At 73.7% G+C, this 25,402-nt stretch carries 18 protein-coding genes and 1 pseudogene; 12 read left to right on the forward strand and 7 right to left on the reverse strand.

The features are described from left to right. Positions 1-99 precede the first annotated feature (99 nt). The gene (locus tag AB0411_RS31820) at positions 100-570 is read right to left on the reverse strand and encodes a hypothetical protein (RefSeq protein WP_366420735.1); all 471 of its coding nucleotides are present in this window, start codon (positions 568-570) and stop codon (positions 100-102) included. Between the two features lie 174 nt (positions 571-744). Between AB0411_RS31820 and AB0411_RS31825 the strand changes: the two genes are divergently transcribed. From AB0411_RS31825 to AB0411_RS31835, 3 genes are all read left to right on the forward strand, one after another. Next, positions 745-2,799 (forward strand): serine/threonine-protein kinase, encoded by a 2,055-nt coding sequence (locus tag AB0411_RS31825; protein ID WP_366420736.1) that lies wholly within the window; start codon positions 745-747, stop codon positions 2,797-2,799. A gap of 128 nt (positions 2,800-2,927) precedes the next feature. After that, positions 2,928-4,640: a succinic semialdehyde dehydrogenase gene (locus tag AB0411_RS31830; RefSeq protein ID WP_366420737.1), complete on the forward strand. Its 1,713-nt coding sequence runs from the start codon at positions 2,928-2,930 to the stop codon at positions 4,638-4,640. 20 nt (positions 4,641-4,660) lie between these two features. Continuing rightward, positions 4,661-6,574 (forward strand): GMC oxidoreductase, encoded by a 1,914-nt coding sequence (locus AB0411_RS31835; RefSeq protein WP_437044013.1) that lies wholly within the window; start codon positions 4,661-4,663, stop codon positions 6,572-6,574. Between the two features lie 71 nt (positions 6,575-6,645). Here the strand turns inward: AB0411_RS31835 and AB0411_RS31840 are convergent, their stop codons facing one another. Continuing rightward, positions 6,646-7,755, reverse strand: coding sequence for an LAETG motif-containing sortase-dependent surface protein (locus tag AB0411_RS31840; RefSeq protein ID WP_366420738.1), 1,110 nt, complete (start codon positions 7,753-7,755; stop codon positions 6,646-6,648). A 958-nt stretch (positions 7,756-8,713) separates the two neighbouring features. Then, positions 8,714-9,004 carry a chorismate mutase gene (locus AB0411_RS31845; protein ID WP_366420739.1) on the reverse strand — a complete coding sequence of 97 codons (291 nt, stop codon included), beginning with the start codon at positions 9,002-9,004 and terminating at the stop codon, positions 8,714-8,716. A gap of 252 nt (positions 9,005-9,256) precedes the next feature. On the opposite strand from AB0411_RS31845, the gene guaA reads away from it, so the two are divergent. Next, positions 9,257-10,843, forward strand: a complete 1,587-nt coding sequence (guaA, locus tag AB0411_RS31850) for a glutamine-hydrolyzing GMP synthase (protein WP_366420740.1) — start codon at positions 9,257-9,259, stop codon at positions 10,841-10,843. A gap of 225 nt (positions 10,844-11,068) precedes the next feature. Then, positions 11,069-11,860, forward strand: a pseudogene (locus AB0411_RS31855) (class II aldolase/adducin family protein); the annotation flags it as partial. Positions 11,861-12,002: 142 nt separating this feature from the next. Here AB0411_RS31855 and AB0411_RS31860 read toward each other — a convergent pair. Next, on the reverse strand, positions 12,003-12,761 hold the full coding sequence (locus AB0411_RS31860) for a hypothetical protein (protein ID WP_366420741.1): 759 nt from the start codon (positions 12,759-12,761) through the stop codon (positions 12,003-12,005). Here AB0411_RS31860 and AB0411_RS31865 point away from each other — a divergent pair. From AB0411_RS31865 to AB0411_RS31875, 3 genes are all read left to right on the forward strand, one after another. Continuing rightward, a complete protein-coding gene (locus AB0411_RS31865; RefSeq protein WP_164992969.1) occupies positions 12,760-12,918 on the forward strand; it encodes a hypothetical protein in 159 nt (52 codons plus the stop codon). The genes AB0411_RS31860 and AB0411_RS31865 overlap by 2 nt on opposite strands. 1,100 nt (positions 12,919-14,018) lie before the next feature. Further along, the gene (locus AB0411_RS31870; protein WP_366420742.1) at positions 14,019-15,296 is read left to right on the forward strand and encodes a hypothetical protein; all 1,278 of its coding nucleotides are present in this window, start codon (positions 14,019-14,021) and stop codon (positions 15,294-15,296) included. A 496-nt stretch (positions 15,297-15,792) separates the two neighbouring features. Next, positions 15,793-16,338 carry a TQO small subunit DoxD gene (locus AB0411_RS31875; RefSeq protein WP_366420743.1) on the forward strand — a complete coding sequence of 182 codons (546 nt, stop codon included), beginning with the start codon at positions 15,793-15,795 and terminating at the stop codon, positions 16,336-16,338. A gap of 403 nt (positions 16,339-16,741) precedes the next feature. On the opposite strand, the gene AB0411_RS31880 is transcribed toward AB0411_RS31875, so the two are convergent. Both AB0411_RS31880 and AB0411_RS31885 read right to left on the reverse strand, forming a co-directional pair. Then, positions 16,742-16,972: a hypothetical protein gene (locus AB0411_RS31880; protein ID WP_366420744.1), complete on the reverse strand. Its 231-nt coding sequence runs from the start codon at positions 16,970-16,972 to the stop codon at positions 16,742-16,744. Next, entirely contained in the window at positions 16,969-18,519 is a 1,551-nt protein-coding gene (locus tag AB0411_RS31885) for a PspC domain-containing protein (protein ID WP_366420745.1), read from the reverse strand. The genes AB0411_RS31880 and AB0411_RS31885 overlap by 4 nt, the downstream gene beginning before the upstream one ends. A gap of 251 nt (positions 18,520-18,770) precedes the next feature. Here AB0411_RS31885 and AB0411_RS31890 point away from each other — a divergent pair, with 251 nt between their 5' ends. The 4 genes from AB0411_RS31890 to AB0411_RS31905 all read left to right on the forward strand — a co-directional run bounded on the left by AB0411_RS31890 (position 18,771) and on the right by AB0411_RS31905 (position 24,218). Further along, complete coding sequence (locus tag AB0411_RS31890; RefSeq protein ID WP_366420746.1) at positions 18,771-20,594, forward strand: serine/threonine-protein kinase; 1,824 nt, start codon at positions 18,771-18,773, stop codon at positions 20,592-20,594. A 174-nt stretch (positions 20,595-20,768) separates the two neighbouring features. Beyond that, positions 20,769-22,064, forward strand: a complete 1,296-nt coding sequence (locus tag AB0411_RS31895; RefSeq protein ID WP_366420747.1) for a PspC domain-containing protein — start codon at positions 20,769-20,771, stop codon at positions 22,062-22,064. Positions 22,065-22,148: 84 nt separating this feature from the next. Further along, entirely contained in the window at positions 22,149-22,877 is a 729-nt protein-coding gene (locus tag AB0411_RS31900) for a response regulator transcription factor (RefSeq protein ID WP_366420748.1), read from the forward strand. A gap of 186 nt (positions 22,878-23,063) precedes the next feature. Further along, the gene (locus AB0411_RS31905; protein WP_366420749.1) at positions 23,064-24,218 is read left to right on the forward strand and encodes an alpha/beta hydrolase; all 1,155 of its coding nucleotides are present in this window, start codon (positions 23,064-23,066) and stop codon (positions 24,216-24,218) included. Here the strand turns inward: AB0411_RS31905 and AB0411_RS31910 are convergent. Further along, positions 24,215-25,339, reverse strand: coding sequence for a C40 family peptidase (locus AB0411_RS31910; RefSeq protein ID WP_366420750.1), 1,125 nt, complete (start codon positions 25,337-25,339; stop codon positions 24,215-24,217). The two genes, AB0411_RS31905 and AB0411_RS31910, sit on opposite strands and share 4 nt — an antisense overlap. Positions 25,340-25,402: the final 63 nt, after the last annotated feature.

Below are 25,402 nucleotides of genomic sequence, written 5' to 3' on the forward strand. Positions count from 1 at the left end.
ACCGGTCGTTCCCGTACGACAGCCTCACTGTGTCAAGGACGGTGGGGGAGCAGGTGGAGGTTCCACCCCGTGTGTCGTGCGGTCCGGGTTCCGGGCGGGTCAGCGCACCTGCCGGGCGGTGGTCGCGATGAAGTCGCGGATGCTCTGGCGGGTGGTGGCCCGCAGCGCGGTGAGGGCCTCCCGGTCGGGCGCCCAGTGCAGCTCGGTGGTCTCCGCCATCACCTGCTCGCTGCGTTCGAGTATCCGGGGGTCGTCGGTCACCATCTGGGCCCGGAACATGGCCTCTTGGGCGGTGTAGCGGGTCTTGTACACCTCCTCGCGCAGCTCGGGGGAGTCCTCGTCGCAGCGGTCCTCCTCGTGGAGGACGAACCAGCGGTGGACGAGGACCCGCCGGTAGTCCAGCAGCGCCCCCGCGTACGCGCAGTACGCATCGATACGTTCCTGCCGCAGCCGCTCGGCGCGGGCGAACTGCTCGCTGCGCTCGGCCGCCCGGCTCTGGAAGAAGTGGGTGACGCCGGAACCCAGCAGGGTGCCGACGACGGCCACCACGCTCGCAACAACTGCCTCCATGGGGGCAGTGGATCACGGCGGCCCGGCCGGGCGGCAGGGGGGAGCGGTCGGGGCCGCACCCGGTGGCAGGGGAGGAGCGGCCCCGGCCGGTCCCGGCGGCAGGGGCGGTGCGGCCGTGGCCGGTCCTGAGATGCCGCCCTTCCGGAGGGCGGCCGGTGCCGCAAAGATGGGCACATGGGGATCTTCGGGGGCGAGGGCCGGCTGATCGGTGGCCGGTACCGCCTGGAAGCACGGCTGGGCCGCGGCGGCATGGGGACGGTCTGGCGCGCCACCGACGAGCTGCTGGGCCGCCAAGTCGCCGTCAAGGAACTGCACGTGGACGACGACGCCGACGAGGAGCCGGCCGGGCCCGGACCGCGGGTGCAGCGCGAGCGGGCGATGCGGGAGGCGCGGACGGTCGCCGGCATCAAGCACCCGAATGTGATCGTCGTGCACGACGTGGTCGAGCAGGACGGGCGGCCGTGGATCGTGATGGAGCTGGTGGAGGGGCCGTCGCTGGACCACCGGCTGCGCAGCGGCGGACCGGTCGCGCCGCGCGAGGCCGCCCGGATCGGGATCGCGCTGCTCGGCGCGCTGCGGGCCGCGCACACCCGCGGGGTGCTGCACCGCGACCTCAAACCCGCCAATGTCCTGATGGAGTCGGGCACCGGCCGGGTCGTGCTCACCGACTTCGGGATCGCCCAGGTCCCCGGCGTCCCCACGCTGACCGACACGGGCGGCTTCGTCGGCTCGCCCGAATACACCGCGCCGGAACGGATGTCCGGCCGCGGCACGGGGCCCGAGGCCGACCTCTGGTCGCTCGGGGTGCTGCTGTGCGCCGCGCTCAGCGGCGCCTCGCCGTTCCACCGCGACTCGCTGGGCGGGGTGCTGCACGCCGTCGTCTACGAGGACATCGCCTTCCCGGAGGCCGCACGGGCGTTGCACGCCGTCGTGGAGGGGCTGCTGGAGCGCGATCCGGAGCGCCGGCTGGGGATCGCCGAGACGGAGCGGCTGTTGCGCGGCTATCTGCGGTCGGGGCGAGCCCCGGAGCGGGGGCACCAGCGGGGGCCCGCGGCGGGGGAGGCGGAGGCGGCGGCGGTGGCGGGTGCGAGCGGACCGGGCGGGCCCGGGGGACCTGGCGGATCCGGGGGACCTGGTGGTCCTGGAGGCGCGGGCGGACCGGGGAGACCGGGCGGGCCCGGCGGCCCCCGCCCCGGCGCCGGACCGCACCACCCCCCGCGCCACCCCGCCCCCGACGTCCACGACTCCCCGCACGACGGCCCCGGCGACGACCTGCCCAGCGAACACCCGCCGAGCGAAACCCCGTCCGGCGAACACCCGCCGAGCACACCCCCGCCCGGCGGCCTCCGGCCGGGCGACCCTCCGCCGGGCGAACCCTCGCCCCAGGAGGACCCGTCGGCCTTCGGCACCCCGCCCGCGGCCCCCGCCGGACCCGGCCGGGCCGCCCCCGCCGAAAACGGCGGCGGGGGGCCGGGCGGGCGCGCGGGCGGCCGGGCCCCCGGCCTGCCGATCCCGGCGGCGCTCGACAACCGGGCGCTGGCCGCGGCCGCCCGCCCGCACACCGGCCGCCTCCGCACCGCCGTGCTGGTGGCGCTCGCCGCGGTGGTGATCGGTGGCGCGGGCGTGGCCGTCCTGCTGACGCACCGCGACGGGGCCGGCGACGGCACCGGCGGCCCCTCCCCGCGGGCCTCCGGCGGGGGGACGGCGCAGCGCCCCGCTCCCGGCAGTGCGCGGCCCACCGCCGCGGTCACCCCGCCGCCCGCCCCGGGAGCCACCGCCGAGCTCCCCGCCGGTCACCGCCTCGTCCACGACCCCGTCGGCTTCGTGCTCGCCGTACCGGACGGCTTCTCCCGCTCCTACGAGAACGACCGCGTCTACTACACCTCCCGGGGCAGGCGGTTCCGGATCGGCGTCCAGGTGCAGAAGCGGTTGCCGGAGGGCCCGTTGGGGGCGATGCGCGCGGCGGACGCACAGGGGCCCGCCCACTACCGCGGCTACCGCCGGGGGCGGGTCACCGAGACCACCCACAACGGGCTGCGGGCCGGGCGCTGGGAGTTCGTCTGGGACGGCGGTGCGACGGACGGCGGCCCCCGGTACACCGACGACCTCAGCTGGGACGAGGGCGGCCGGACGATCGACGTGTGGATCTCCTCCCCGGTCGGCTCGCGCACCGAGGCCGCACGCCACTTCGACGCCGCGCTCGACGCGTTCCGGCTGACCGGGACGTGACCCGGGGCGCCGGTCGCCCCAGACCAGCCCCCTTGCGGCCAGCGGACGCTGGCACGATTGTGCGTACGGCGTGAAAACTCATTACTGCCGGGTACACAAAGCGTCCGGGGAGGCATACGCTCGCCGACATGACGGACTCGCAGGACACCGGAACAGCCGCCTCCACTGCCGCCCAGGCCCCCGCCGACGCACCCGTCGAGGCCCCCGCCGACGCCCCCGCAGCCACCGCCCCCGCCGAGGCCGCCGGGGCGCCCGCGGGCGGCAACCCGGTCGCCCCCGCGCCGGCGGGCGCCCGGACCGCCGCCGACGTGGTCACCCCCGAGGTCGCCGCCCGGCTCACCCGAGGCGTGGTCGGCACCGGCCGCACCGCCAACCACACCCCGTTCACCGGGGAGAAGCTGGCCGACCTGCCCGAGTCCACCCCCGAGGACGTCGCCACCGCCTTCGAGCGGGCCCGCGCCGCCCAGGAGCGCTGGGCCAAGGTCCCCGTCAAGCAGCGCGCCGCGGTCCTGCTCCGCTTCCACGACCTGGTGCTGCGCCGGCAGGCCGAGGTGCTCGACCTGATCCAGCTGGAGACCGGCAAGGCGCGGCTGCACGCCCACGAGGAGGTGCAGGCGGTCACCGTCACCGCCCGCCACTACGGCCGCCGGGCCCACGCCTACCTCAAGCCCAAGGCGCGCACCGGCGTCGTACCGACCCTCACCAAGGTCACCGAACTCCGCCAGCCCCGGGGCGTCGTGGGGCAGATCGCCCCCTGGAACTACCCGTTCGAGCTGTCCGTGGGCGACGCCCTGCCGGCCTTCGTCGCGGGCAACGCCGTCGTCATGAAGCCCGACACGGAGACCGCGCTGACCGCGCTGTGGGCCCGTGAGCAGCTCATCGAGGCCGGGCTGCCGGAGGACGTCTGGCAGGTCGTGCTCGGCGAGGGGCCGGTCGTCGGTCCCGCCGTCGTCGAGCACGCCGACTACGTCTCCTTCACCGGCTCGACCCGTACGGGCCGTGAGGTCGCCCAGGGCGCCGCCGCCCGGCTGGTCGGCGTCTCGCTCGAACTCGGCGGCAAGAACGCCATGTTGGTGCTGCGGGACGCCGATGTGGAGAAGGCCGCCGCCGGCGCCGTCCGCGGCTGCTTCTCCTCCGCCGGCCAGCTGTGCATCTCCATCGAGCGGCTCTACGTCCACGAGTCCATCGCCGACGACTTCCTCCAGCGGTTCGCCGCCCGTACGAAGGCGATGCGGCTGGGCAGCGCCCTCGCCTACGGCGCCGACATGGGCTCGCTGGTCGGCGAGCGCCAGCTGGAGACCGTCACCCGCCATGTCGAGGAGGCCGTCGCCAAGGGCGCCGAGCTGGTCGCCGGCGGCCGCCCCCGCCCGGACATCGGCCCGCTCTTCTACGAGCCGACCATCCTCGACGGCGTCCAGGCCCCGATGGCGGTCTGCGGCGAGGAGACCTTCGGCCCGGTCGTCTCGATCTACCGCTTCCGCGACGAGGACGAGGCGGTGGCGCTCGCCAACGCCACCCCGTACGGGCTGAATTCCAGCGTCTGGACCAAGGACGGCCGCCGCGGCCGCGCGGTCGCCGCCCGGCTGCGCACCGGCACCGTCAACGTCAACGAGTCCTACGCGGCCGGCTACGGCAGTGTGCAGGCGCCGATGGGCGGCATGGGGGACTCGGGCCTGGGCCGCCGGCACGGCTCCGAGGGCATCCTCAAGTACACCGAGGCGCAGACCGTCGCCCAGCAGCGCCTGATGCCGCTGGCGCCGTCCTTCGGGATGACCGACGAGAAGTACGCCCAGTTCATGACCCGCAGCCTGCGCGCGATGAAGGCGTTCCGACTCCGCTAACACTTCAGCAGGGAGAGCCAGTGCCCCAGGAGAACTCTGCCCGGAACCAGGACGCGAACGGCGGCCGGGACGCCCACGACACCACCGGCACCCGGGACGCCCCCGGCACCCGGGACGCCCCGGAGCCGCGGGACGCCCGCGCCGACGGGTACGACTACGACGTGCTCGTGGTCGGCTCCGGCTTCGGCGGCTCGGTCTCCGCCCTCCGGCTGACCGAGAAGGGCTACCGCGTCGGTGTCCTCGAAGCCGGCCGCCGCTTCACCCGCGAGACGCTCCCGAAGAACTCCTGGGACCTCAAAAACTATCTGTGGGCCCCCGCCCTCGGCCTCTACGGCATCCAGCGCATCCACCTGCTGGGGAATGTCATGGTCCTGGCGGGTGCCGGGGTCGGCGGAGGCTCGCTGAACTACGCCAACACCCTCTACGTACCGCCCAAGCCGTTCTTCGACGACCCGCAGTGGAAGCACATCACCGACTGGCAGGAGGAGTTGAAGCCGTACTACGACCAGGCCCAGCGGATGCTGGGCGTACGCCTCAACCCCACGATGACGCCGTCCGATGTGCATCTGAAGGCGACCGCGCAGGCCATGGGCGTCGGCGACTCCTTCCACATGGCGCCGGTCGGCGTCTTCTTCGGGGACGGCCGGGACGCCGTCGGCGAGGAGGGGGCCGAAGCCGCGAAGGCGGCGCCCGGGGAAGAGGTCGCGGACCCGTACTTCGGCGGCGCGGGCCCCTCCCGCACGGCGTGCACCGAGTGCGGCGAGTGCATGACGGGCTGCCGCCACGGCGCGAAGAACACCCTCAACGAGAACTACCTCTACCTCGCCGAACGGGCGGGCGCCGTCATCCACCCGATGACCTCCGTCGTCGCGCTCACCGAGGACTCCCGCGGCGGCTTCGCCGTCGGCACGCTGCCGACCGACAACAAGAAGAAGGGCGCGGGCCGTACGTTCACGGCCCGGCGCGTGATCGTCGCGGCCGGCACCTACGGCACCCAGAGCCTGCTGCACCGCATGAAGGACAGCGGGCGGCTCCCGCACATCTCCGGCCGGCTCGGCTCGCTGACCCGTACCAACTCCGAGGCGCTGGTGGGCGCGCAGACCGACAACCGCCGCTACCGCAAGCGGCACGGCGCTCCGATGGCCGACTTCACCAAGGGCGTGGCGATCACGTCGTCGATCCACCCCGACGAGAACACCCACATCGAACCGGTGCGCTACGGCAAGGGCTCCAACGCGATGGGGGGCATGACGATCCTCCAGGTCCCCTACCGGCCCGCCGGACGCGTCGCGGGCTGGCTGGGCAACGTGGCCCGCCACCCCTGGCTGGCGCTCCGCTCCCTCTCCAACCGCCGCTGGTCGGAGCGGACCATCATCGGCCTGGTCATGCAGTCCCTCGACAACTCCCTGACGACGTACCGGAAGCCGAAGGGGCTGGGCAAGGGTCTGCTCACCGCACGCCAGGGGCACGGGGCCCCGAACCCGAACCAGATCCCCGAGGCCACCCGGGCGGCGACGCTGCTGTCCGAGGAGATCAACGGCTTCGCGGGCTCCAACATCGGTGAACTGATGGGCACTCCGCTCACCGCGCACTTCCTCGGGGGCTGCCCGATCGGCGACTCGGGCGACTCCGGCGTCATCGACCCCTACCACCGCCTCTACGGCCACCCGGGCATCTCGGTCGTCGACGGCGCCGCGGTCTCCGCCAACCTCGGCGTCAACCCGTCCCTGACCATCACCGCACAGGCCGAGCGCGCGATGTCGCTGTGGCCCAACAAGGGCGAGGCGGACCCGCGCCCCGCCCAGGGGCAGGCCTACCGGCGGCTGGCGCCCGTCGAGCCGGTGAACCCCGCCGTCCCCGCAAAGGCCTTCGGAGCGCTGAACCTCCCGTTCCTGGCCGTCCCCACGGTGCCGCCGAAGAAGTCCCTGACCTAGGCCCTGGTGCGGGTGGTACGAAGAAGGGCCGCACCGTCCCCGGGTGCGGCCCTTCAGCTCTGTGCCCGCCGTTACGCGGCGGCGCCACCGTCCGCCTTGCGCCGGCGGACGACGAAGACGGCGCCCGCGCCGACGGCCACGGCGGCGGCGCCCACCAGGCCGAGGACCGGCAGGGCGGAGGACGCACCGGTCTCGGCGAGGTTGCCGGTCACCGGCAGCTTGTCCATGCCGTCCTTCGGCTCGGTGGCGCGCACGGGCTTCCCGCCGCCCTGCGGGCGGGGCTTGTTGCCGGGCTTGCCGGGCCCGGCCGGCGGGATCTTCCCCGGCTTGCTGCCGGCGGGCAGGACCGTGAAGTCGTACCAGTGCTCCTCGGACCAGCCGCAGGAGCCGTCCTCGTTCTGGTAGTCGCCCGCCACCAGGGCGAAGCCGTCACCGGCCGTGGCGCCCTTGTCGGCGCGGATGCGCAGCTCGAGCTCGGCGGTCTGGTGCGCGTCGAGCCGGAACCAGCCGAAGTACCCGCCGTCGGTCCACTCGTCGAACGAGGTCCAGGTGCCGGTGTCGGGGTTCTGGTACTCCAGGTCGAGCTGCGACGCGGGGTGGTCGATGTTCCCGGTCGGCACCGCGTAGACGACCGGGTAGACCTCGTCCAGCGTGCGGTCCGTGGTGTTGGCCAGGTGCACGCGGAAGTCCTGCCAGCCGCCGCCTGCGACGAGCTTGGAGGGCAGGCCGGCGACGGTGACCTTGATGGCGGCGTCGTCGACCGTGCAGTCGGCGTCCCCGGGCCCGGCCGGCTCGGTGGGCTCGCCCGGGGCCGGGGGCTCGGTGGCGTCGCCGGGCTCGGTGGCATCGCCCGGGCCGGCGGACCCGGTGCCGTCACCGTCCCCGGTCTCCTCGCCGGTCCCGGTCCCGGTCCCGTCGCCCGTCCCGGTCTCCTCGCCGGTCGTGGTGCCGTCGCCGGTCGTGTCGTCGCCCGGCGTGCTCTCCTCACCGGCACCGGGGGTCGGCGGCTGCGCCGTGGTGTCGTCGGAGTGCTCCGGGCCGGGGGTGCCGGGGGTCGGCTCGGCGCTCGCGCTCGTCCCGGCGTCGGGGCCGGTCGCGAACGCGGCGGGGGCCGCCAGCAGGGCGGCAGGGGCTATGACGGCCGTCGCGGCGGCAGCCGTCAGGGCACGGCGAAGCTTCATCGAGAAGACCTCTCGGGGTCCAAAGTGCCGTGGGGCGGCACAAGTGGGCAGCGGGCCGTCGCGGTGGGGCGCGGTAGGGCCGTGCGATTGCAGGTACATGACCAGCCCTGGCCGAAAAAGGTTGCCTGCTCAACAAGAAAGCCTGCCGTGATGCCGATCACACCCGTCACAGGGGTCTCACAGCTTCCGCACAGAAAGCCGCGGCGGCAGGGCGTGGGACGGCCCCCGCGAGGGTGGTGCGCCGGGCGCACCACCCCATAGCGAAGGGCCCCGGACGCCGTCCGCGAGGGGGGTTTGCGGACGGCCACGGGGCCCTTTGCTTTCGGTGCCGGCGTCAGGGCAGCGCCGGCACCGAGGGGCGGCGCTGGGGGGGGGGGTAGCGCCGCTGGCTCTCGGGTGGTGCATGGGGGTGCGAATGCCCGCGTGGGTCGGACCCGTGGTCGTGCCCGGGTCCGTACCGGAAGCGGTAGGTCGTTCGTCAAGCATCGTCCTGGATGCGCCTCACCTGGCGCAACCGTTTCGACCGGATGCGGTCGGTCCCGGGCGTCCCCAGGACCGACCACCCCATCGGATGTGACCGGGCTGCTGTCCCCTGCTGACCGGTCACGGCACCGGAGCGAGGTCCCACGACGCGGGCCGCGGCTGGCGGCCGGCGTCTCATCGCTCCGGGGTTCCGCCCGTGAGGCGGCGTCTACGCGTAGTCCTGCAGGCCGCGCCTGGCTGGCGTGGCACCGGGAACAACGAAGCCTCGCAGCGGCCGGTCACGCGCCGTACGGGTGAGTCGGCAACCGAACGCAGATCCGGCAGCTGCGCCGGGGCGCACGCGCCGCACCACGCGCCCTGGCGACCCTGGAAACCGACCGGATACCGTCCAGAACCAGCCACGAGGCGGCCCCGACGGGGGCGGCGGACAGCCGGCCCGCACCCCGCCCGCCCCCGGACCCGCGCCCCGCCCGCCTCAGATCTGGCCCCGGGACAGCTCCAGCAGCGTCATCGCCAGCGCGGTGCCCGGCTTGCCGAGCTGGTCGCGGTAGTGGGCGAGGATCTCCATCTCGCGGGAGAGGTTCACCCGGCGGCCGCCGGAGGAGAGGCGCTCGCGCTGGATGACGGCCGAGACGGCCATCCGTTCCTGCACGAGGCCGATGATCCGGCCGTCGAGATCATCGATCCGCTGCCGTGCGTCATGGATGATCCCCGCGGCTTCCGGGGTGCGGGCGCCGGTGGAGGGGGTGGTGGTCTGCGGGCTCATGTCCGTGTCTCCTGGGGTGTGAGGGCCCCGGAGCCGATGATCGGTCCCGACAGACGCAGACGCCCCGGACCTTGTCGGCCCGGGGCGCCTGGGAAGTTGCTCGTCAGTGGATCAAGCAGCACGACCATGGCAGCCGGACGGGCCGGTGCCATAGGTAAAGACGAAGGTCAGCTGCTTGGACATGGGGCTCAGTATGAGCCCGTTAGAATCGAAAGTCCAACCCCTGCTCCACACCGCCGGAAGGCCGCCGAAGTGCCATCAGCGCCCCCTGCCGCTGCCCCGGACGTCGTCCTCGTAGTCGACTTCGGCGCACAGTACGCCCAGCTCATCGCCCGCCGAGTCCGTGAGGCCCGGGTCTACAGCGAGATCGTGCCGTCCACCATGCCGGTGGCGGAGATGCTCGCGAAGAACCCGAAGGCGATCATCCTCTCCGGCGGCCCGTCGTCGGTCTACGCCGACGGCGCCCCCAGCCTGGACCGTTCGCTGTTCGAGGCCGGTGTCCCGGTCTTCGGCATGTGCTACGGCTTCCAGCTCATGGCGACCGCCCTCGGCGGCACCGTCGACAACACCGGAGCGCGCGAGTACGGCCGCACCCCGCTGACCGTCTCCCGCCCCGGATCCACCCTCTTCGAGGGCACCCCCGCCGAGCAGCCGGTGTGGATGTCCCACGGCGACGCCTGCTCCGCGGCCCCCGAGGGCTTCACGGTCACCGCGTCCACGGACGTGGTGCCCGTCGCCGCCTTCGAGAACGACGAGAAGAAGCTCTACGGCGTCCAGTACCACCCCGAGGTCATGCACTCCACGCACGGCCAGCAGGTCCTGGAGCACTTCCTCTACCGCGGTGCGGGCATCGAGCCCAGCTGGACCACCACCAGCGTGGTCGAGGAGCAGGTCGCCGCGATCCGCGCCCAGGTCGGCACCAAGCGCGCCATCTGCGCGCTGTCCGGCGGTGTGGACTCCTCGGTGGCCGCCGCCATCGTGCAGAAGGCCATCGGCGACCAGCTGACCTGCGTCTACGTCGACCACGGCCTCCAGCGCAAGGGCGAGTCCGAGCAGGTCGAGAAGGACTTCGTGGCCGCCACCGGCGTCCAGCTGAAGGTCGTCGACGCCGAGGAGCGCTTCCTGACCGCGCTGGCCGGGGTCAGCGACCCCGAGCAGAAGCGGAAGATCATCGGGCGCGAGTTCATCCGCGTCTTCGAGCAGGCCCAGGCCGAGCTGGTCGCCGAGGCCGGCGCCGAGGGCGAGGAAGTCGCCTTCCTGGTCCAGGGCACGCTCTACCCGGACATCGTCGAGTCCGGCGGCGGCACGGGCACCGCCAACATCAAGTCGCACCACAACGTCGGCGGGCTCCCCGACGACATCGAGTTCCAGCTCGTCGAGCCGCTGCGCCAGCTGTTCAAGGACGAGGTCCGGATGGTCGGCTCGGAGCTCGGTCTGCCGGACGAGATCGTCCACCGCCAGCCGTTCCCCGGCCCCGGCCTGGGCATCCGCATCGTCGGCGAGGTCACCAAGGAGCGCCTGGACCTGCTGCGCGAGGCCGACGCCATCGCCCGCGAGGAGCTGACCGCGGCCGGCCTGGACCGCGAGATCTGGCAGTGCCCCGTGGTCCTGCTCGCCGACGTCCGCTCGGTCGGCGTCCAGGGCGACGGCCGCACCTACGGCCACCCGATCGTGCTGCGCCCGGTGTCCTCCGAGGACGCGATGACCGCGGACTGGACGCGGATGCCGTACGACGTGCTGGCGCGGATCTCGACCCGCATCACCAACGAGGTCGCCGACGTCAACCGCGTCGTCCTCGACGTCACGAGCAAGCCGCCGGGCACCATCGAGTGGGAGTGATCCCGCCCGTCGGGTGATCCCGTAGGTCGGGTGATCCCGTGGGTCGTGGGGGAGCGATCCCGTTCGACCGCCTGATGAAGCCGCCGTCCGGACCGACCGGGCGGCGGCTTCGTCGTGTCCTCGTCCGGCAGCCGGGGCATTCCATCGGCCCCGGCCCTGGTTACCTGCGGTAGTGGAAGGTAGCTTCCGCATCGAGCATCAAGAGCCGTACGTGCCAGGAGGAGAGCCGCGATGCCCGAGCCGACCCCCATACCCACCGACCAGCTGCAGTTCGCGATGCCGCCGACGCATCAGACCCTGGAGGCCGAGCGGCGCCATCGCAAGGAACGCCTGGTCGCGGCGCTGCGCCTCTTCGGGCACTACGGCTTCGAGGAGGGCGTCGCGGGCCACATCACCGCGCGCGACCCGGAGTTCCCGCACTGCTTCTGGGTCAACCCCTTCGGCATGTCGTTCCGGCACGTCACGGTCAGCGACCTGCTGCTGGTGAACGCGGAGGGCAAGGTCGTCGAGGGCCGCTACCACGTCAACCAGGCGGCGTTCGCCATCCACGCCCAGGTCCACCGGGCCCGTCCCGACGTCGTCGCGGCGGCCCATAGCCACTCCACGTACGGCAGGGCGCTCTCCGCGCTGGGCGAGCTGCTGGACCCGATCACCCAGGACGTCTGTGCGTTCTACGAGGACCACGCGCTCTTCGACGACTACACGGGCGTGGTGGTGGACGAGGCGGAGGGCCGGCGGATCGCCGCCGCCCTCGGCCCGCACAAGGCCGTGATCCTGCGCAACCACGGCCTGTTGACGGTCGGCGACTCGGTGGACGCGGCGGCGTGGTGGTTCCTCACGATGGAACGTTCCTGCCAGGTCCAGCTCACCGCGAAGGCCGCCGGCAAGCCGGTCCTGATCGACCACGACGACGCCGTCCGCACCCGCGAACAGCTGGGCAACGACCTGGTGGCCTGGATCAACTACCAGCCGCTGTACCAGCAGATCGCCCGCAGCGAGCCGGATCTCTTCGGCTAGGGACCGCTCGGCTAGGGTCCGCGCCCTCCGGGCGGGCCCGGGCGGCACCTCCTGGGCGGGCCCGGGCGGCACCCCTTGGGGGGGCCCGGGGCCCGGCCGGGCCCCGGAGGACGGACGGCCGTCCCGCAGGGCCCGGCGCGTTTCACGGATGCGGGAACAGGTCGAGGAACGGTGAGGCGGTCGCGGCGATGCCCCGGCTGAAGGGCGCGTCGAAGTCCCAGACCAGGAACAGCAGAAAGGCGATCAACGCGCTGAAGAGCCCGGCCATCAGCAACTCCCGCCCCGAGCGCCGGATCTGCAGGGTGAACATGACGCCGATCGAAATGGCGCCACCGATGATCAGCCCGAACCACACCACGCCCGGCAGCGTCGAATCGGCCGCGTCCGCACGGGCGGAGCGGGCGCCGTCGGCCACCGCGACCTGGTCGACGAGGGGCTGGTAGGACTGCCCCTCGAAGTCGTTGCGCGGGTGGTAGTCGGTGACGTCCGCCCGGACCTGCGTCAGCAGTGCGGTGCCGCGGTCGGTCAGTTCGCCCTTCTCTGCCATGACCGGCCATTCCTTGTGCACGACGTAGGACACATACGCGTCGACGTCCGAGCGGATGCGGTCCCGCGCCGGCGCGGGGTAGGCCCGCGCCCGCGCGCTGACCTCGTGCAGCGCCTGGGCCTCGGTCCGTACGGTGTCCTCGGCCGCGCTCCTGGCCTCCCACACACCGGCGATGGCCAGGCCCAGCACGATCGCGTAGACCACCCCCACCATCATCGTCAGGTACTCGATCACATCGGGTGTTTCGGTCGGGTCGTCGTCCTCACTGATCCGGCGCTCCTTGAGGACGGTGATGGTCAGGACGACGCCACAGGCGACGACCATGGCGAGAGTCAGCACCAGCCATTGCGACATGGAGACCTCCTACGAGGAACGGCGCCCGGCGGAACCGGACGAGGAGCTCGAACGGGGACGGAGGGCGGCACCGGCCAGCACGGCCGGCGCGGTGATCAGCAGGGTCGTGGTCACCACGGAGCGCCCGGCGCGCGGTTTGTGGGACACCGGCGCATAGCTGCGGGGCAGGGCGGGCGGAGGTGACGGGCGGCGGACGGAGGGGGTGGGCCGGGGCTTCGGGTCGGGCGGCGGGGCCGCCGGGCGGATACGGGGAGCGGGGGGCGGAGGAGGCGGGGGCGGTGGGGGCGGTGGTGTCGGCTTGGGTCTGGGGGCGGGGGGTGGCGGTGGTGGTGGTGGTGGTGCGGGTTTCGGGCTCCGTGGGGGAGGTGCCGGCGTGTGGGACGGCGGGGGTTTCTTCCCGGTGCAGGGGAAGTGCCAGTGGCGGGGCATGGGGAAGCCCGTCGGCACGTCCACGGGGGGCGCGGTCCCGGCATAGGCGCAGTTGTCGCCGTCCGGCGTACGGCGGTACCGGTCATGGGCGGTCGCCGTCGGCGCGCCGACGAGCAGCGCGGCGATCCCGCTCAGGAGCAGGAGAGCGGCGGCCGCCAGCAGTCCGGCCCCCAGGCGCCGGAGGCCGGTGCGGGGACGCGGGGGACGGGCTCGGCGCCGGGCCGCCCGGTGCCGGCGGAGACGGGCGCGGACCTGGGGTCCGCCGGGGCCGTGGAGTGCCTCGGGTTGGTGGGATGCACGGGGGTCGTTGAGCGCATGGGGTTCATGGAGCGCGTGGCGTTCGTGGCGCGTGTGGGGTCCTTCGAGTGCGTGGGGTCCGTCGAGCGCGTGGGGTCCGTCGGGTTCGTGGCATCCGTGCGGTTGCGCCCGGCTGTCCGGGGCCGGTGGTTCGTCAAGGTCAACGCGGCGGTGGCAGCCGTGAATTCGGTGTATTTGGCACACGGCGAGAGCTTGCGCAGCGCGCGGACCGCTCAGCCGTCGCCGTGCCCCGGTTCGCCCGAATAGGGGACGCGCCGGGTTTTCCTGGTCGCCGGCCGATCAGATGTGCGGAACCCGGCGTACATCGGTACGTATCCAGTGGGGCGCGTGTGACGGCCGTGGCTGCCGCTTCGCGTACGTCAACGCGCCGATGCGCCCACCACCCGCCACCAACAGGACGTTTGATATCCGACCTGGCCATCTGGGGCACAATTCGCCTCTGTACTCCACAAGTTGGCGGCGAGCGGTGGCGGGGCGGTAACGGACGTGTCGGTTGAGGTGACGGGCAGGATGGCCGGAGCGGGCGAGCCGGGGGACGGCGCGGAGCGCGCCGCCGGCGGCGAGTGCCGGTGCGGACGGTGCCCGCACGGGGCGCGTGCGGGGCACCGGGAGGCGGTCGCCGCGTTCATAGCGCTGCGCGAGGACTTCGCCGCCGGGCACGGGGTGCCGGCCGGACTCGCCCGTTCCGCCGGCGCGGCCCGGCAGTGGGTCTCCGACGAACTGACGCTGTCCGCCCGGGAGGTGGCCAAGCGGGGCGCCGCCGAGGGAACCGCCTGGCTGACGTCCGTACGCAGGCGCACCCTGCTGGTCGTCTGGGGCGCGGTGATCGCCCTGCTGCTCGGGCAGGCGCTGACCGCCCTCGGCGGCGGCTGGACGGTGACCCGTACGGCGGGGCTGCTCGCGGCCGTCGTGCTCGCGCTGCTGCTGTCGGCGGCGGCCTGGTGGCACCGCGCGCACGGCGGGGTGCTGGCGCCGCTGATCGGTGAGGACGGGCGGCTGTCCACCTCGCGGACGGTGGCGACGGGCTGGGCGGCCGCGGTGCTGTACATCGTGCTGACGACGGTCGTGCAGCTGGCGGCGACCACCGCGCCGGACGGGCGGAGCGCCCTGCTCCGGGACCTGGAACTCGCCCGGTCCGGGTCCCTGTTGGCGGTGCTCGCCATCGGGTGCGGGGTGGCCGTGGTGGCGTACGGGCTGGTGGCGTCGCGGGTGCGGTCGGGGCGGCTGCAGAAGGTTCCCGCCGGGCGGCCGCGGGCCGCCGACCTGCTGGCGGACGACGCGGGCCGGGGCAGCCTCCTGGACGTGCAGTACGTCCTGGTGAACGCGGCCGTGCTGGTGTATGCCCTGGTGCGGCTGACCGGGCAGCCGGGGCATGTGCCGCCACTGCCCTGGGGCCTGGTGGTGCTCCTGGCGCTCTCCGGGGCGACCTATCTGTGGGGGAAGGCGGTGGTGGGCGGGCGGCCGGTGATCCTCTCGGTCGTCCGCTCCCGTGAGCTGGGCGATCTTGCCGCGCCGGTCCGTACCGGCGATGACATCGAGATCCGCGGCGCCGGCTTCGTCCCGCCGGGCGCCGGCACCCCCGACGGGCTCGCCCGGACCGTGGTGCGGATCGGCGATGTCCATGTCCCCGTCCCCCTGGTGCCGGTGGCCGGCGGCTTCGCCAATCCGGCGGACGGGGTGCTGACCGTGCCGGTGCCGGTCGACGTCGAGCCGGGCCGGGTCACGGTCCGGGTGATCACGGCGGCGGGTGTGGAGTCGAACGGTTACCCCGTCGACGTCCTGGATTGAGGGCGGCGGCCGGCGGGGCGGCAGTGCCGCGGTCGGGGTCGTGGGCGCGGCGGTCGGGAGGGCGCTCCGGCCGGGGTCGTGGGGCGCGCCGGGCTCGGGGCGAGCACCGCTGTGGTCGGGATGTGGGGCGGGCGGTGGGTCCGGGGTGAGGGGCGCTGTGGTCGGGATGTGGGGCGGGCGGTGGGCCTGGGGGAGGGGCGCTGTGGTGGGGACGTGGTGTGTGCAGCGGTCTCGGGGCGAGGGTCGCTGTGGTCGGGATGTGGGGCGCGGTGGTCGGGGCGTCCGTGCGCGCGGCGGGCTCGGGGTGAGGGCTGCGGGCAGGACACGGGGGGCTCTGGACCCCGTCGGCCGCCTCCTCGTGACGAATGTGTGTGCCCCAGCCGCCGGAAGTGCGTTGCTTCGTTGAACCTCTCGCGCACGTGCGTACGTATCTCCCCAGGAGGCGTGGCCGGGGGCACAATCGTCTGCGCCCGGAGGCAACGGAGAGGCGGACGTCATGGTTCACGCGAATCGCACGATCGGTGCCGAACTGGGAGGGGTGGCCGTCGAGGGCTCCGGTGCCGGGGCACGGGGGCGGCTGGGGCGCCATGCACTGCTCCCGTTGCGGCTGTTCCTGGGCGCCACGTTCCTCTACGCGGGCATCGACAAGCTGCTGGACCCGGCGTTCCTGGCGCCCAGCGGCTCCGGGTCGATCGGCGACATGCTGGGCCAGGTCCATGACACGGCGGCGCTGCCCCAGCTCGTGGACCTCGCGCAGAAGAGCCCGGTGGGCTTCGGTTATGCCATCGCGGCCGGTGAACTGGCCGTGGGCCTCGGGACGCTCGTGGGCCTGCTGGGGCGGCTGGCGGCCCTGGGCGGTGCGCTGATCTCGCTGTCGCTGTGGCTCACCGTGAGCTGGGCGACCACGCCGTACTACTACGGCAACGACCTCGCCTATCTGATGGCCTGGGTCCCGCTCGTCCTGGCCGGCACGCCGATGCTCTCCCTCGACGCGGCCTGGGCCCACCGCCGCAGGCGGCACGGGACACAGCTGTTCGGCTAGGGGCGGGTGTCCCTTCGACCAGGCGCAGGCTCCTTTCGGCACTTCCCGGGCGCGGCCGCCGCCGGGTGCGGCTGCCGCCGGGTGCGGCTGCCGCCGGCTCGGCGACTCCTGGCTCTGCCACGCCGGGCTCTGTGACCCCGGGCTTTGCCATGCCGGGCTCTGCGGCCCTGGCTTTGCCGTGCCGGGCTTTGTGATCCCAGGCTTTGCCATGCCGGGCTCTGCGGCCCTGGCTTTGCCGTGCCGGGCTTTGTGATCCCGGGCTTTGCGGGCCCGGGCTCTGCCACGCCCGCGGGTCCCGGGATCCTTCCGGCGTGGTCGTCCCGCCGGTCAGGGGTGCGCCAGGGTGCGCGTCAAGGGTGTGGCATCGGGGGGCGGGTCGGCGCGTCCGGGCGCGTCCGGGCCGTCAGATGTGTGACGCGGGCGGCGGTTCGGTGGGCGGGGATGTGCCCCGACGGGTCGTGGCCCGGACGGCGGCGGTGAGGCCCGAGAGGAACAGGCCGGCGGGCAGGGCGAGGAAGAGCCAGAGCCCGGGCGCCTGCCAGAGTCCGAGGGCGTCGAGGCCGTAGCCCGTGCCGAGGGTGAGGGCGGTGAGGCCCGAGATCAGGCGGGCCGGTTCGAAGCGGTGGCGCTTCACTCGGGGGCTCCCTCGGGGGTCGGGGCGGCCGGCAGCGCGGGAACCGCCGGGCCGGGCGTCGGCGGGGTGGGGGGCGCCGCGACGGGTATCGCCGGTGTGGGTGTTGCCGGGCCGGGCGCCGCGGGGGTGGGCGTCGAGGCGGCGGGCGGCCTGGGGGCGGCGGGCGGCGTCGGGCGCTCGATGGCGACCTGGCCCGCGCCGATGTGGAGGTCGAGTACCAGCGAACCGCGTGGCTTCTCGCCCTTCTTGAGGCCGTCGGCGGGCAGCGTCAGGGTCTTCTCGCCACCCGCCGAGAGGTCCACGTCGTGCGGTGATTCGCCGGGCAGTTGGACGTCGCCGAGGCCGAGCGAGATGTGCAGGCGGGTGGTGACGCCGTGCGGCAGCGTCACCTGGAGGCGGCCGAAGCCCACGTCGGCGCTGGTGTGGACCGTACGGCCGCCCTTGAGGGGAAGGCCGGAGAGGTCCAACGTCCCTTCCCCGGAGCCGACCTCGTAATGCGGCCGGACGGCGGCGAGGGTGGTGGGGGACCAGGTGCTCTTCCGCCAGTCGGTGGTGAGGTTGTCGGGCACCGCCGTCGCGGCCGCCAGCAGCAGGGCCGTCAGCACCACCATGAAGACCGTGCCGCCGCCCGTCCGTCCGCACCAGGCGCTGAGTACGAGTCCCAGGCCGAAGACGACCAGCGCGGCTGCCAGTCCTGCCTGGAGGGAGGGGGCGAATCCCTCTTGGTGGAACACGGTCAGTGCGGTGGCGCCGCCGACGAGCAGGGCGAGGAGGAACGTCCAGCCGCCGATCGGGCGGCCGCTACGACGAGTTGCACGCGGGGAGAGGGCGGAGGAGGTGCCGTCGGGGGACGGGCCGGGCGGGCCGCCGGCATCGGACCAGAGGCGGGGCCGGCCGTCCGCCGGCGCACCCGCGCCGTGCTCGTGGCGGTAGGTGATGTCCAGCGGGAGCGGGGTGTTCTCGGGCCCCCACAAATAGGCCGGACCGCCCTTGGAGTGCTGGTTGCGCCACCAGGACGGTCCGGTGGGCACCGGGGGAGCCATGGTCTCGGGCGGGGCGTCGGCGACGGCCTGGGCGGTGGCGGAGTCCACCGACTCCGGGCCCTTGGCCTCGACTTCCCGGCGCCGCCGCGACCAGTAGGCGGAACCGGCCGCCGCCAGCGTCAGCATGATGGCGAACGACAGCATGCTGCCCTTGGCCAGGGTCGTCAGGAACAGTCCGCAGCCGACGAGCGCGAAGAGCAGGGCCGTCAGCGCGGAGCCCTCGACGCGGCCGGAGAGCAGCCTGCGGGCCTCGTTCTCGTCCTCGCCGTCGAGGGGGATGAGCAGCCAGGCGAAGCCGTAGGCGATGAGGCCGAGACCGCCGACGGAGAGCACGGCGAGCACGATCCGGAAGATCACCGGGTCGAGATCCCACTGGCGGCCGAGCCCGCCGCACACGCCGCCGATCACCTTGTGGCGCCGGCTGCGGCGCAGCGGGGCGTGCGGCGGGGTGGGGCCGGCGGGGTCGGCGGGCGCCGGCTCCTCGACGGGGGCTGCATCGTTCATGGACCCATGGTGACCTGGGCCGGCGAGGCGGGGCATCCGTGGAAACCCTGGCAGATCCCTGAGATTCCCCGACGGCGTCCCCGATATGCCCCAGGGGGGTCCCGAAACCCCTCGTGGCTTCGCATATGCCCCCGCCCCTTGGGTCCCGGCCGGAACACGGGTGCCGACGGGCGGTGGGGGGAGGGCTTTCCACCGGCACGGGCGACTATCGTTGCGCCCTGGATACGTACGGGTTTCCGGAGGGGCGTGCGGTGACGGAGGCGGCGTCGGTGGACGAGGGGCGACTGGTCGCCGGGCGGTATCGCCTGGTTGAGCGGATAGGCCAGGGCGGTATGGGCACCGTCTGGCGTGCCCGGGACGAAGTCCTAGCGCGTCAGGTCGCGGTCAAGCGCTTGCATGTGGCGCCGCATCTCGATGCGGACGAACTGGCGAGGCGTTATGAGCGCACCACCCGTGAGGCACAGGCCGCGGCGCGCATCAACCACCCCAATGTGGTGGGGGTGCACGACGTCGTGGACGACGCCGGGATGCCGTGCATCGTGATGGAGTACGTCCCCTCGACGACCCTCGGGGACCTCATCAAGGAAGCGGCCCGGCAGGACAGTTCGGTTACTCCGCGGGAAGCCGCCCGTATCGGACGCGGCATGGTGGCGGCACTGCGCGCCGCACACTCCGCCGGTGTGCTGCACCGTGATGTCAAGCCGGGCAATGTGCTGCTCGGCGAGGACGGCCGGGTGGTGCTCACCGACTTCGGCATCGCGGTCGCCAGCGGTACCTCCACGCTCACCAAGACGGGCGAGCTGGTCGGCTCCATCGACTACTTGGCGCCCGAGCGGGTCAGGAGCGGCAGCCCGGGGCCCGCCTCCGACCTGTGGGCGCTGGGCGCGACGCTCTATCAGGCGGTGGAGGGGAGGCCCCCGTTCCGGAAGGACACCGCGGTCGAGACGGCGTACGCGATCGCCATGGACCCGCTGGAGGGGCCGCGCAACGCCGGTTCGCTGAGTCCGCTGATCGAGGCGCTGCTCGCCAAGGAGCCGGCCGAGCGCCCGACGGCCGAGGTCGTCGAGCAGGCCCTGCGGGCCGTCGAGGCCGAGGCGGAAACGGCGCTGCTCGGCTGGCGGACGCTGCCCCTGGGCACGATCGGCCGCGAGGGCCAGGAAGCGACCGGGACGAGCGGGCAGGCCGGGCAGACGGAGGCGCCGACCCGTGCGGTGCCGCACGGATCGGGAACCGCGTCGGGCCGGACTTGGACGGGCACGGGTACCGGGACCGGTGCCGGAAGTGCCGCGGGCACGGACTCCGACACGGGCTCGGGCACGGGCTCGGGTACGGCGACGGGTGTCGGCGGCGCCGTGACCGGCCCCCTGCCCTTCTCGGACACGGCCGGTACGGAGGCCCAGGCCGGGACCACGTCCCGTGGGCGGCGTGTGGTGCGGGTCATGGTCTGGAGCGTCGCCGGGATGCTGTTCGCCGGCGGCGGTGCCGGCGCGGCCTGGTACCTGATGCACCTCGATGCCGGCAGCGGGTCCCAGCAGGCCTCCGGCAAGGGCGCCCCGGTTCCCAACAACCGCCCCGCCAGCAGCATCGGACCGCCGCCGCCGCTCCCTGACGGCTACCGGAGGGTGAAGGAGCCCGCGCTCGGCGTGACCCTCCCGGTACCCAAGGGGTGGAGGCGCATTGTCAAGGACAGCGGTCGGCAAATCGTCTGGGCCTCGGGGGCCAGCGAGGCGGAGGACACCGAGCGCGCCCAGCTGACCCTGAGCGCTCTGGACTTCTCCTCGCCCGATCAGGTGGAGCACTTCAAGGCCGTCGAGGTGGCCTTCAAGAAGATGTACCCCGTCTATAAGCAGTTGCGGATGCAGCCCACGACCTACCAGGGCGATCCCGCCGCGATCTGGGAGTTCACCTTCGGAGGCCGGGCCCGCACGTTCCGGGGGATCGACCTCGGGTTCGGCCGTGAGGGCGCGAAGGAGTACGCGCTCTATGTCTCCGCGCCGGAAGCCGACTGGGCCAAGTTCGAGAAGGTCTTCGCGGTGGTGAAGGACGGCTTCCGCCGCACCGACCCGAAGAGCTGAGCCGGCGGAACCCGGCGGCTGGCGGGAGCCGCCATGGCCGGAGCCGCCACCGGCCGGAGCCGGGACGAACAGGGCCCGGCGGCCGCCCGCTGTCGGCCCGCCCCCGAAACGTCAGGGACGCACTCAGGGTCGACCCTGATGTCCCGGGCCCCGGCGCCGTGTGACGATCGGGGCATGACCACCGCTCCGCGCCGCGCCGAGACGACCTACGCCCCGGCGCCGGACCCCGACGAGCCGCCCGTGCGCAAGCTGTACCGCAGCGCCGACGGGCGGTTGCTCGGCGGCGTCGCGCGCGGTCTGGCGGGGCATCTCGGGCTGCCGGTCTCCTGGGTGCGGATCGTGTTCGTCGCCCTGTTCCTGGCCGACGGCATGGGCGCGCTGCTGTACGCCGCGTTCTGGTTCTTCGTCCCGCTGGGCGTCGGCGGCGTGGACCACCGGCACCCCGCCGCGACCGGCGGCAAGCGGCTGCGGCGGCACAAGCCCGACAAGGGCCAGGTCTTCGCGCTGATCGCGCTGCTCATCGGCGCCGCGATCGTCGCCTCCAGATTCCAGGTGGGCCAGGCCAGGGGCTACGTCTGGCCGGTGCTGCTGATCGGCGCCGGTGTCGCGCTGGTGTGGCGCCAGGCCGACAACTCCCGCCGTGCGCAGTGGCTGGAACTCGGCCGCCGCAAGGGCGTGCTGCCGGTGCTGCGCGGCGCGGCCGGTGTGCTGCTGGTCGGCGTCGGGGTGACCGGCATCGTCGTGCTGCAGGGGTCGGTGCGCCATCTCGGCTCGGTGCTGCAGGCCTCGCTGGCCGTCGTCGTCGGCATCGCGCTGCTGGCGGGCCCGTATCTCGTGCGGATCACCCAGGACCTCTCCGAGGAACGGCTGATGCGCATCCGCGCCCAGGAACGCGCCGAAGTGGCCGCCCATGTCCATGACTCCGTGCTGCACACCCTCACCCTGATCCAGCGCAACGCCGAGGACCCCAGGGAGGTGGCGCGGCTGGCCCGCGCCCAGGAGCGGGAGTTGCGCGCCTGGCTCTACAAACCCGAGGGCCGCGGCAAGGACGAGGACGAGGAACCGGCCACCCTCGCCGAGGCGGTCCGCGCCTCCGCGGCCGAGGTGGAGGACCATCACGGCGTCCCCATCGAGGTCGTGGTCGTCGGCGACTGTCCGCTGGACGAGGCGCTGGGCGCCCAGATACAGGCCGCTCGCGAGGCGATGGTCAACGCCGCCAAGTACGGTGGCGAGGGCGGCGCGGTGCAGGTGTACGCCGAGGTCGAGGGCCGTACGGTCTTCGTCTCGGTGCGTGACCGGGGCCCCGGGTTCGACCTGGACGCGGTCCCCGAGGACCGGATGGGCGTACGGGAGTCCATCATCGGCCGCATGGAGCGCAACGGCGGCACGGCCCGGCTGCGTTCCGCCCCCGAGGGCGGCACGGTCGTCGAGCTGGAGATGGAACGCCCGGCCGCGGAGAGCGGCACCTGACCGGGCGGGCGCCGGCCGGTGGCGACACCGCGGAGGGGAGCACGGGATGATGACGGGGCAGACACCGAGGGACGGGCGGAAGAGATGAGCAGCGAGGGCGCACAGCAGGACCGGGCCGGCGACGAAGCGGCCGCCGGCGACGCGGCCGGGGGCCGGACCGTACGGGTCGTGCTGGTCGACGACCACCGGATGTTCCGTACGGGCGTCCAGGCCGAGATCGGCGAGACCGCGCGCACCGGCGTCGAGGTGGTCGGCGAGGCGGCCGACGTCGACCAGGCGCTCACGGTCATCACGGCCACCCGCCCCGAGGTCGTCCTGCTGGACGTCCATCTCCCCGGCGGCGGCGGCGTCGAGGTGCTGCGCCGCAGCGCCGCGATGATGGGCGACACGGAGCGCCCGGTCCGTTTTCTGGCGCTCTCCGTCTCGGACGCGGCCGAGGACGTCATCGGGGTCATCCGCGGCGGCGCCCGCGGCTATGTCACCAAGACGATCACGGGCACGGACCTGGTGAACGCGGTCTTCCGGGTCGCCGACGGCGACGCGGTGTTCTCCCCGCGGCTGGCCGGCTTCGTGCTGGACGCCTTCGCCTCGACGGACGCCCCGCCGGTCGACGAGGACCTGGACCGCCTCACCCAGCGCGAGCGCGAGGTCCTGCGGCTGATCGCCCGCGGCTATGCGTACAAGGAGATCGCCAAGCAGCTGTTCATCTCCGTGAAGACCGTGGAGTCCCATGTCTCCGCGGTGCTGCGCAAGCTCCAGCTCTCCAACCGCCATGAGCTGACCCGCTGGGCCGCCGCCCGGCGGCTGGTCTGACCTGGACAAGCCGTCCGGTGGCCGGATGAGGCGGCTGCCGCGGGGCGGAACGTAAAGAACGGCTGAAGACGGGCAACCAGGACCACGCGGATCACCATCTAAGGGCGCGGAGAGGCTCACTGCCGAAGGCGGGGCCGGAACCATCCCCACGTCCTTCGCGTAGTTTGTCCTGGAAGCGAGATCCCGATGAGCCTGACGGGCACGCCCTTCTTCCTCACCTCGGTCACGCTGTTGATCGTCGCCTTCGTGCTGCCGCTCGCCCTGTGGGGCCGAATAGCCGGGCCGCCCCTGCTGCGCGGCCTCGCCCGGCTGCTGATGCTGCTGTTCGCCCAGATCACGGCCATCACCGTGGTCTTCGTCCTGGTCAACAACGCGAACAACCTCTACGACACCTGGGACGACCTGCTCGGCACCGGCAGCCATGTCGAGGCGGCCCGGGACCTCGGCCCCGACGGCATGGGCGGGCAGCAGATCAAGAACGAGCCCAAGCAGCTCCAGCGTTTCCGCCCGGCCGACGACCCCCAGGTGGGCCCGGGGGTCCAGATGACCGACCTCCGGGGCCGGATCTCGGGCGTGGCGGGTGAGGTGTACGTATGGCTGCCGCCGCAGTACAACGACCCGGCCTACCGGAACAAGAGGTTCCCGGTGGTCGAGCTGCTGCCCGGCTACCCGGGGTCGGCGAAGTCCTGGATGGGGTCGCTGCGGGTGGCCGAGCAGCTCCAGCCGCTGATGCAGGGCGGCCAGATCAGGCCGGTCATCCTGGTGGCGCCGCGGACCAACCTGCTGCCCGGCGCGGACACCGGCTGCGTCAACCTCCCCGGGAAGGTCAACGCCGACAGCTGGCTGACCGTCGATGTCCGCAAGATGATCGTCGACAACTTCCGGGCGGGCGACAAGCCCGACTCCTGGGCCCTGGCCGGCTACTCGGCGGGCGCCCACTGCGCCACCAAGCTCGCCCTGTCCCACCCGGACCGCTACCGCGCCGCGGTCTCCCTGTCCGGCTACAACGACCCGGCCCTCGAACGCGACTCCCTGGCCGGCAAGGACCCCAAGCTGCGCATCGAGTCCAACCCGCTGCACCTCCTGAAGTCCGCCAACGCGATGGGGCGGCCGCCGCGCACGGCCCTGTACGTGACCGGCGCGGCGGGCGACGGCTACCAGGCCGGTCTCGGCCTGCGGCAGCTGGCGCGGTTCCCGACGACGGTGAACGTCCAGCAGATCTCGGGCGCCGGAGGCCACACCACGGCGGTGTGGAAGCAGCAGGTGCCGCGGGTCTTCCAGTGGCTGGGGACGCAGCTCAGGGCTGAGCCTCAGGGCCTGAGCGACCGGCGCGGCAGCTAGGCGGGCCGGGTCGCCGCCGCGAACGGCATCTGGTCGACCGGCGCGATCCGCACCGGCGCCCCCGGGTGCGGCGCGTGGATCATCTTGCCGTCCCCGACGTAGATCCCCACATGGCTGATGCCGGAGTAGAAGAACACCAGGTCGCCGGGGGCGAGTTGGGACCTGTCGACCCGCGGTCCGGAGCTGATCTGGGTGTAGGTCGTACGGGGCAGTGACACCCCGCCCGACTTCCAGGCGGCCTGGGTCAGCCCCGAGCAGTCGTACGCGGAGGGGCCCGTCGCGCCCCAGACGTACGGCTTGCCGAGGGCGGCGTAGGCGAAGGCGACGGCCCGCGCGGCCCGGGAGTCGGGTGCCTGCGCCGCCGCCGCGGCGGCTCCCGCGCCGGTGCGGGCCGCGTCGGCGAGACCGTCCCCGTGTCCCGCGGCGCGGTCCGCGCGGCGCGCGCCACCGGCGTGCGCGCCGCCCCGGGCCGCCATCCGCTGCCGCTGCTCCGCGGTCAGGCGGCTCAGCAACTGCTCGGCGGCGCCCAGCTTGTGGACGATGGTGACCCGGTGCTTCTTCAGCGCGGCCTCGGTCTCCGCCAGCCGCTGCGCGGTGTCCTGGGCGCGCCGCTGGACCTGCCGTACGCTGCCGAGCCGGCGCGCGTAGCCGGCCACCGCGGTCGCCTGGTGGCTGCCCGCCCGCTCCAGCACCGCGGCGCCGTCCAGATAGCGCTGCGGATCGGCGGAGAGCAGCAGCCGTACGGTCGGGTCGACGCCGCCGGAGCGGTACTGGCTCGCGGCCATGGTGCCCAGTTCGGTGCGGGCGGCGTTCAGTCGCGCGGTCCTGCGGGCGGCCTCGTCCTGCAGCCTGCCGAGCTCCTCGCGTGCGGTGCCGGCGGCTTCCTTCGCGCCGTCGTAGCTCTGTGTGGCCACCTCTGCCTCCTGGTACAGCGCGTCGACCCGGTCCTTGACCTGGGCGGGGGTGAGCTGGGGCGCGGCCTGGCCGGTGCCGTCGAAGCCGGCGGCGGTGGCCGCGCCGGCCAGGGCCAGGGTGGCGGCCGTGCGGGCGGTGCGTGCGCTGCGTGAGCCGCCGGTGAGCGCGGCGAGCGGATGCTGCCGGGGCTTGCGGTGCGAGGCCACGGTGGCCGTCCCTTCCTTCCCTACGAGCCGTGGGCCCGGCGGCGGTCCGTAACGAGGGAACGG

This window comes from Streptomyces angustmyceticus (assembly GCF_040701845.1).
GTDB classification, from domain to species: Bacteria; Actinomycetota; Actinomycetes; order Streptomycetales; family Streptomycetaceae; genus Streptomyces; species Streptomyces angustmyceticus_A.

Bases quoted from the DNA above. Each gene is read 5' to 3' on its own strand.
- AB0411_RS31885 (WP_366420745.1), bottom strand. From the start codon at position 18,519: ATGAACGATGCAGCCCCCGTCGAGGAGCCGGCGCCCGCCGACCCCGCC.
- AB0411_RS31895 (WP_366420747.1), top strand. From the start codon at position 20,769: ATGACCACCGCTCCGCGCCGCGCCGAGACGACCTACGCCCCGGCGCCG.
- AB0411_RS31870 (WP_366420742.1), top strand. From the start codon at position 14,019: ATGGCCGGAGCGGGCGAGCCGGGGGACGGCGCGGAGCGCGCCGCCGGC.
- AB0411_RS31820 (WP_366420735.1), bottom strand. From the start codon at position 570: ATGGAGGCAGTTGTTGCGAGCGTGGTGGCCGTCGTCGGCACCCTGCTG.
- AB0411_RS31845 (WP_366420739.1), bottom strand. From the start codon at position 9,004: ATGAGCCCGCAGACCACCACCCCCTCCACCGGCGCCCGCACCCCGGAA.
- AB0411_RS31905 (WP_366420749.1), top strand. From the start codon at position 23,064: ATGAGCCTGACGGGCACGCCCTTCTTCCTCACCTCGGTCACGCTGTTG.
- AB0411_RS31860 (WP_366420741.1), bottom strand. From the start codon at position 12,761: ATGTCGCAATGGCTGGTGCTGACTCTCGCCATGGTCGTCGCCTGTGGC.
- AB0411_RS31865 (WP_164992969.1), top strand. From the start codon at position 12,760: ATGGAGACCTCCTACGAGGAACGGCGCCCGGCGGAACCGGACGAGGAG.
- AB0411_RS31900 (WP_366420748.1), top strand. From the start codon at position 22,149: ATGAGCAGCGAGGGCGCACAGCAGGACCGGGCCGGCGACGAAGCGGCC.
- AB0411_RS31875 (WP_366420743.1), top strand. From the start codon at position 15,793: ATGGTTCACGCGAATCGCACGATCGGTGCCGAACTGGGAGGGGTGGCC.
- AB0411_RS31825 (WP_366420736.1), top strand. From the start codon at position 745: ATGGGGATCTTCGGGGGCGAGGGCCGGCTGATCGGTGGCCGGTACCGC.
- AB0411_RS31840 (WP_366420738.1), bottom strand. From the start codon at position 7,755: ATGAAGCTTCGCCGTGCCCTGACGGCTGCCGCCGCGACGGCCGTCATA.
- AB0411_RS31830 (WP_366420737.1), top strand. From the start codon at position 2,928: ATGACGGACTCGCAGGACACCGGAACAGCCGCCTCCACTGCCGCCCAG.